The organism is Kocuria sp. CNJ-770 (assembly GCF_001942375.1).
GTDB classification, from domain to species: domain Bacteria; phylum Actinomycetota; class Actinomycetes; order Actinomycetales; family Micrococcaceae; genus Kocuria; species Kocuria oceani.
In genome coordinates, this window is the sequence record NZ_MKJW01000164.1 from 1 (window position 1) to 6,825 (window position 6,825).

The 6,825-nt window shown below is 65.5% G+C and carries 7 protein-coding genes and 2 pseudogenes; 3 read left to right on the forward strand and 6 right to left on the reverse strand.

Going from position 1 to position 6,825, the window contains the following annotated elements:
• From BJF77_RS18775 to BJF77_RS18785, 3 genes and pseudogenes are all read right to left on the reverse strand, one after another.
• A pseudogene (locus BJF77_RS18775) lies at positions 1 to 1,748 on the reverse strand (helicase); the annotation flags it as partial.
• Complete coding sequence (locus BJF77_RS18780; protein WP_075873117.1) at positions 1,712 to 2,272, reverse strand: hypothetical protein; 561 nt, start codon at positions 2,270 to 2,272, stop codon at positions 1,712 to 1,714. The gene BJF77_RS18780 and the pseudogene BJF77_RS18775, both read right to left, overlap by 37 nt.
• Positions 2,273 to 2,379: 107 nt before the next feature.
• A complete protein-coding gene (locus BJF77_RS18785; protein WP_075873118.1) occupies positions 2,380 to 2,769 on the reverse strand; it encodes a TnpV protein in 390 nt (129 codons plus the stop codon).
• A 419-nt stretch (positions 2,770 to 3,188) separates the two neighbouring features.
• On the opposite strand from BJF77_RS18785, the gene BJF77_RS18790 reads away from it, so the two are divergent.
• Together BJF77_RS18790 and BJF77_RS20920 are read left to right on the forward strand one after the other, a co-directional pair.
• Positions 3,189 to 3,686, forward strand: a complete 498-nt coding sequence (locus BJF77_RS18790; protein ID WP_075873119.1) for a TIR domain-containing protein — start codon at positions 3,189 to 3,191, stop codon at positions 3,684 to 3,686.
• Positions 3,683 to 4,018, forward strand: coding sequence for a hypothetical protein (locus tag BJF77_RS20920; RefSeq protein ID WP_187347302.1), 336 nt, complete (start codon positions 3,683 to 3,685; stop codon positions 4,016 to 4,018). The genes BJF77_RS18790 and BJF77_RS20920 overlap by 4 nt, the downstream gene beginning before the upstream one ends.
• Here BJF77_RS20920 and BJF77_RS22935 read toward each other — a convergent pair.
• The 3 genes and pseudogenes from BJF77_RS22935 to BJF77_RS20750 form a co-directional block, all read right to left on the reverse strand.
• Positions 3,947 to 4,405, reverse strand: a pseudogene (locus tag BJF77_RS22935) (HIT family protein); the annotation flags it as partial. The gene BJF77_RS20920 and the pseudogene BJF77_RS22935 sit on opposite strands and share 72 nt — an antisense overlap.
• A gap of 76 nt (positions 4,406 to 4,481) precedes the next feature.
• Complete coding sequence (locus BJF77_RS22940) at positions 4,482 to 4,970, reverse strand: GNAT family N-acetyltransferase (protein WP_075873121.1); 489 nt, start codon at positions 4,968 to 4,970, stop codon at positions 4,482 to 4,484.
• 331 nt (positions 4,971 to 5,301) lie between these two features.
• Complete coding sequence (locus tag BJF77_RS20750; RefSeq protein WP_158041337.1) at positions 5,302 to 5,463, reverse strand: hypothetical protein; 162 nt, start codon at positions 5,461 to 5,463, stop codon at positions 5,302 to 5,304.
• A 912-nt stretch (positions 5,464 to 6,375) separates the two neighbouring features.
• Here BJF77_RS20750 and BJF77_RS18805 point away from each other — a divergent pair.
• The coding region (locus tag BJF77_RS18805) for an SDR family NAD(P)-dependent oxidoreductase (RefSeq protein ID WP_139318663.1) at positions 6,376 to 6,825 on the forward strand (450 nt) is incomplete at its 3' end.

Here is a 6,825-nt window from a genome sequence, read left to right on the forward strand (position 1 = left end):
CCCGGGAAGCTCAGTCTCTCCCCTTCCACGGTGTAGTCGCGCAGCACGATGGAGTTGAACCGCCGGTTGTACTCATCCACCAGCCCGGCCGCCCGGGCCGGGTCCTCCCACACCCACTCGCTGAACCGCTCCTGCATCAGTGCCGCCTTCTCCTGGGCGGCGGTGGTCTCGGTGGCGTTGACCACCCGGCGATTACCCTCGGGGTCGGTCGGGTCCGGGTCGGTGACCTGCACCCGGCGCTGCTCGGCCAGGTTCTTGAAGATGTCGCCGGCGGCCATTCGGTCGGTGCCCCAGTCGTTGCGGGCGGCGAAGACATGGCGGCTGGCTTTCACGTCCCAGTTCGCGCCACTGATCCGGTCCACCCGGGCGGCTGGGTCCTTGATGATGTGGCGCAGGAACTGCTCGTGGATCTGAGGGGAGACCCACACCGCCCCGATCCGGGCCTCGATCTCATCGGCTCCCAGCGGGGCCGGCAGCGCTGCTTCCAGTGCCGCGACGTTGGCTTGGAACCGCTCATCGGCGACTGAGGCGGCGCGGGCCGTGTCCAGCTTCTCGCGCACATCACCACTGAGATACTCCGCACGGGTCTCATAGACCCCCTCCTCTCCGGGCACCTCATAGACCAGTCCTCCCAGGGACTCCCGCGCCCCGGCCTCATCGGTGCCCAGCAGGGCCGCGACATGGGCCAGGTCCACGGTGCCGACCGTGTCCAGGGTGACGGCCAGGGCCTCATCGGCGGTGTCCACCCCGAGCACGGGCTTGCGCGGCTGCACCTGCCGCTGCGACAGCAGACCAGCCGGAGCCGCCGTGCCGGTGCCCTCGTCGAAGTGCTCCAGGGCCAGCACGAGCGGCCCGAACGGATCATCCCCCAGCAGAGCCACCGCCGGTGGGGTGATGCGGGCCAGGATCTCCTCACCGGCCTCGTTGGTGCGCCCGGTGCGGCGTTCGGTGAAACGGTTGATCGGCCCGTAGCGATCCGCATAGGCCCGGTAGCTGGCCGCCAGTTGAGCCCTCAAAGCGTCCAGCTCCGGGGTGTCATCGACGTTGGCGGCCTCCAAGGTCAGCACGGCACGGGCTTCGTCTCGCAGGCCCAGCAATGCCCGCAGCTCACCGTGCCGGGTACGTGCCACCTTCAGCGGCGCGTGCACCTTCTCGATCGTGACCTGGGTGAAGCCTTCCGCACCGCGATCGGTGATGTGCCCGATCTGCTCCTGCTCCCCCGCCGGGATCAAGGCAGCGACCTCGAGCTCCTGCTCGCCACTACGTTCGGCCATCCCGCGCCCAGCCGCCACGGCCCGCTCGGTGATGCCCGCCAGCTGCTCGCGCAGCCGGTCCCCCGTGGCCGCCAGATCCTCCGCGCGCACGGTCAAAGTAGCGGCCCCGTACATCCCGTTGCCGATCATCGGCTCCCCGAGCACACGTTCGGGGTGGTCGATGAAGTAGGCGTTCATCCGCCCCTGCGCCCCATTCAGTTCGATCGGGGCGGTCTCCACCCACTCCTGATCCAACGGTTCCTCGCCGGGCAGTCGGCGGCGGAAGATCAGCACGTCGGTCAGCGCGTCCGTGCCGGCGGCTCGACGGTGGGCGCCGGTGGGGAGACGGACCGCCCCAAGCAGATCAGCGCTTTGGGCCATCTCCCGGCGCGCTGCGGGGTTCTGCGCATCCAGGGTGAAGGCGCTGGAGAGCACCCCGACCACCCCACCGGGCCTCGTCAGCGCCAAAGACTTGAGGATGAAGTGGTTGTGCATCGAGTGCCGCCCGCGTTGTGCCGCGCATCGTGCAGGGTGTTCCGGGAGAAGGGGACGTTGCCCACCGCCGCGTCGAAGACCCCACCGGGCATCCTGGTGTCCGCGAACGACTCCGTGCGGATCGTGGCGTCCGGATAGAGGGCCTGGGAGATCGCCGCGGTGACCGGGTCCAGCTCCACCCCGGTCATCTGCGCCCCCTCCGGGGCCAACCCGATAAAGGTGCCGGCACCGGAGCCGGGCTCCAGCACCCGCCCGCCCTGGAAACCCAGGGCAGTGAGGGCGCCCCAGACCTCGCTGGCGATCGCCGGGTCGGTGTAGTGGGCGTTGATGACCGTCCGGCGCGCGGCCGCGTACTCGGTCTCATCCAGCAGCTCGTGCAGCTCCGCCCGGTCGGCCTCGTACTCGGGACGGGACTCGTCGAAGATTTCCGCGACCCCGGTCGCACCCCAGGACCCCCAGCGGGCCAGCGTGGCGCGCTCAGCATCGGTAGCGGCCCGCTCCTCGGCTTGGAGAGTGCGCAGCACGCGCAGCGCGGCGAGGTTGGCCCGGAAGCGTGCCTGGGCTCCAGAGGGGGCCAGCTCGTCCTGGGCGCGGGGGACGAAACGCCCCGAACCTTCAGACTCAGCCGGGATTACGCCTGTTCGGCGTCCTTCCGGGCCACCTCGTCCCAGTACTGGCGGTCCTCCCGGTTCAGCTGCTCCACGACCCGCAGCATCTGAGCCACCCCGGTCTCCTCCTCGTCCTCCTCCGGCTCCTGCTGCACCGACGGATCCGGGGTCAGCATCTCGGCCCGCACGATCTCCTCGGCCTGCATCTTCGACGCGTTCAACCGCCCCACCTTCTCCAAGTAGGTCTCCCCCACCGGATCCGGGCCGGCCAACTCCATCATCAACTCGCCCACCCGCTGGGTCGCTTCCTCTCCCAGTCTCTCGAACCACGCGTCCGGATCCGGGATCTGGGCGTACTCCTCGGGCGCGGTCGTCCTCCACGCTTCCTGAGCGAACTTGCCGTACGTATTCATCACGAACCTCCTCGGGTTCCGGGAAGAGAAAGGCATCAATGCTCAACTGCCCCTCGACTTGTTTCCTCTTGCGGGCTCGGGCCATGGGGGGTCTCCTGAGTGCGATCGGGAAGCTCTCACACACGCTACCCAGCCGCTCCCAAGCCTTCCTCGAGAACACGCACCAGCTAATATCGAGTTTGTTGATATGTCAACTTTTTGAAGGAGCTGGTAGCTCCTCACTTCATGCCTGCAGGACCAATCCCGTTCCCTGCCGGCAGCATTGCCAACCGCATGAACTTCCGCTGCCCCATCAGCTGGTGGTCTAGACAGTGTTTTCCGCTTCTGGCTCACCGTCCCGCGCCCAAAGGTGTCCGATCGCACCAGTATTCTCATAAGCAACCCACATCCCCCGGTGTGGCGCCCCGAAAGGATGACTCATGGCTCGCAAGGTGTTCTTTAGCTTTCATTACCAGCTCGACGCCTGGCGCGTGTCCCAGATTCGGAACATGGGACTCCTCGAAGGCCAACCCTTGCTGAGCTCCAACCATTGGGAGGACGTAGCCGCCGGCGGTGAGGCCGCGATCCAGAAGTGGATCGACGCAGAGATGGGCGGCAAGAGCTGCAACGTGGTACTCATCGGCAGCCAGACTGCAGGACGGAAGTGGGTGAACTACGAGTTCACGAAGGCCTGGGGCAGCGGCAAAGGCGTGCTCGGCATTCACATCCACAAGCTCCTCGATCACGACGGTCGCTCTGGCACTAAGGGCGCAAATCCCTTCGCTGGGTTCACTCTGAACAACGGCAAGGTGCCGTTCGACTCGGTTGTTCCGGTCTACGATCCCGCGGGGAGCACCAGCACCAACGTGTACGGCACGATCGCAAATAACCTCGAGTCGTGGGTCGAAAACGCCATCGCCGTCCGCAAGCAGTGGTGAGTGTGTCGCCTGAGCGGATCAAACATCTGGAGTTCATCCAGAACACGATCACGCGACAGGCCTCTCACTCCTTCGCGGTGAAGGGGTGGTCACTGACAGTGGCAGCAGTGATCTATGCCTATGCAGCAGCTCATCTGACTTGGTGGATGGCCCTTGTCGCCCTTCTGCCTGCAGTGGCGTTCGCCGGGCTGGACGCTTTCTATCTGCGGCAGGAACGCCTATTCCGGGCGCTATACCGGGTCGTCGCCGTGGGGCTGGTTCTACTGGGGGTTGCGCTCTTCCAGGCCGCTGGTACGGCAGAACTGGCGCAATGCATCCGCAACATCTTCTAGGAGTGCCTCCGAAGTCGGAACTTTTGGCGGCCAAATTTCCCCGATTGCATCCCCGGCCCAACGCGGCACTAGGTGCACGTGCAGATGCATCACCGACTGGCTGGCAGCCACTCCGGCAGAGGAAATCATGTTCATACCCTCCGGCGCCAGAACGGCCCGTAGCGCACGCCCCACGGTGAGGACAGTGGACCCCAATTCGGGCACATCCGCTTCTTCAGCGTCGAGAAAGGTCTCTATGTGCCGCTTTGGAATCACCATGGTGTGCCCCCGGGTGGCCGGCTCCAACGGGAAGAACGCCAGCGTGGACTTCGTCTCGTAGACGACCTCCGCGGGAGTCTCCCGATTCACGATCCGACAGAACGCACACCCCTGCACGGCCGCCCCGTTCTCCTTAGATTGCTGTGAGCGTCAGCCTATGGGATTGGAGAGCTTGCAGCGGGCTGATCCGACGCTCATTTGTGGCTCAGCCGAGTCGCGGTCGTTCCATCTCCACGGCATGCCAGGGCTTGCCACTCACCTCGGTGCTACGCACTCGACCGGTCGTTTGAAAACCCAGGCTCTCGTACACACGTCGAGCCGAGACGTTATGCGCGTAGACCCCCAACCTCATGGCCGGTAGCTCCGTCGCTGCAAAACCCACGCGTACTGCTGCGGTGATCAAATCCCTACCCAAGCCGCGTCCTCGAGCAGTGGGGTCGAGGAGGATGCACCCGAGTCGCATCATGCGTGCCTCGTCGTCTACGAGCAACGACGCGTGGCCGACCGGCTCCCCGGAATTGGGGTGGAGCCCGGTCCAATACCGGCGCCGATCGTTGTGCAGATAGGTCTCCAACTGTCCTCGGTCCAAAGGCCAGGTGAAGGTGCGGCCAGACCAGAGCACCATGTCCGCCTCTGAGGTCACCCAGCTCAAGATGATGTCCAGATCCGCTGGGCGGGTCTCTCGCAGGCGCATATGCCAATGCTAGAGAGACCTCGGGCCATTGCCGCCGCTAACCAATCCGCATGTCCGGAGACAAACAGTCACCGCACTTCCCGCAGATGTCCGAAAACCGGGCCATATGTAAAGCGGCCCTTTTTCGTGACCCTTGCGGCATGACGCCTCATCTGACCTACTGACGCGGCAATCCGCTGCTCGAGAACCAGCCCAGTCCGGCTTGACAGGCTATAAGAGCATCCCCGGGCGGCTGATGTTATATGCGGGTCCCTAGCCTGAGGGCCCCGTACCCGATCTCCCCGATCGAGCGCCGGAATGCCCTAATCCTCTGTCGGGTGGGGCGCTTTCGTTATGGCCTGATGGTTTCTGTTGCGTGCACGATCAGCTCCCCCATCATGTCCACCACGACCTGCCGCTGGATCTGCGTCAAGGGCTGGGTGCTTTCTGCTAGTGCGTCCCGCAATAGGTCATGGAACCGGCTGATATCTTCGAGACGCTCGACAGTGATCACTCAATAACACTAATCGACGTGTCCCTTTCCGGGACGGACCCGTAAACGAGCACCCTGCCGGACGCTCCTAGCCCGCTGGGGATGTCCTGCCCCAGGACAGTAAACCCCTGATCTCGTCCGATCGCGAGGCCTCACTGGGGCGCTGATGGGGCGCTTCGGGCCTCTACCAGACAGCAGATCTTCGATCGGCTGGTCAAGGCCGGCAAGGACTGCCACCGCAAGCCCGCCGAGATCGCCGACGAGGCCCTCGACACTGGGAAACTGCTCATACCGCACAACCTCATAGTCCCCGTTACCTTCGTCGTAGCTTCCCCCTCCATCCTGCTGGACGGGGAAGCTACGACGAAGGTAACGGGATGGGCCCGGTCTGTTCTCGCCCCCTTCTTTGGCGTGCACGAGCACCGGGTTGATGCTGGGGCGTGAACACTCCGGTGCCTGCGCATCGGAGTGTTCAGGGGGCACCGTCTGGGGCCGGTGATCCCAGATACCGGCCTCTTGCCGCTTTCGTAGTCGATGCCAAGGGCGATCCCGCCGCCGGAGGCCTGGGGCAGTACGGCGAAAATGTCCTCCAGGGCGACCCGGTTGCGGATTCCCGCTTGTCCACCGGGAGCAGTACAGGCATCGATGCCCCGAGCCAGGTGGTGACGAGGGTGAGCGATGCTGCACCCAGAGTGTCGGCGAAGAGGCTTCAGGACAAGCACCCTGGTGAGGCTTCGGAGCGGGACGGCCGGCGGTCCGTCGGTAGTTGGAAACCCCGGACCAGTTTCGTTCCGGTGGACCGGTCTCTGACCGATCCGATAGTTGTATCGGTCAGGGGCATACCGATGCTCAGGTGGTCACCAGATGCGACCCCGACGGTGCGGCGCCGCCCCGAAACGGACACTTTCAGTCCGTTTCGGCTATGGTCTGGTCATGACGAACACGACGACATCTCCGGCCTGGTCGCTGGCCGACATCCCCTCTCTGGACGGGCGCACGGCCGTGGTCACCGGCGCGAACAGCGGCATCGGGTTGCGCACCGCGATCGAGCTGGACCGTCGGGGCGCGGTGGTGACCCTGGCCTGCCGCGATCCGCGGCGTGGTGAGCGGGCTCTGGCTCAGCTGGTCGAGGAGACGGGGTCGAGCACCGCCAGGCTCGGACAGCTGGACCTGGCCGACCTCTCCTCGGTGCGTGCGTTCGCCTCGGCGTGGGATGGACCGTTGGACCTGCTGGTGGCCAACGCCGGCATCATGGCCGTCCCCCAGGGCCGGACGGCTGACGGCTTCGAGCGCCAGCTGGGCACCAACCACCTCGGCCACTTCGCCCTCACCGGGTTGCTGTTGCCGGCCCTGCGCCAAGCGGAGGCGGGCAGGGTCGTGGTC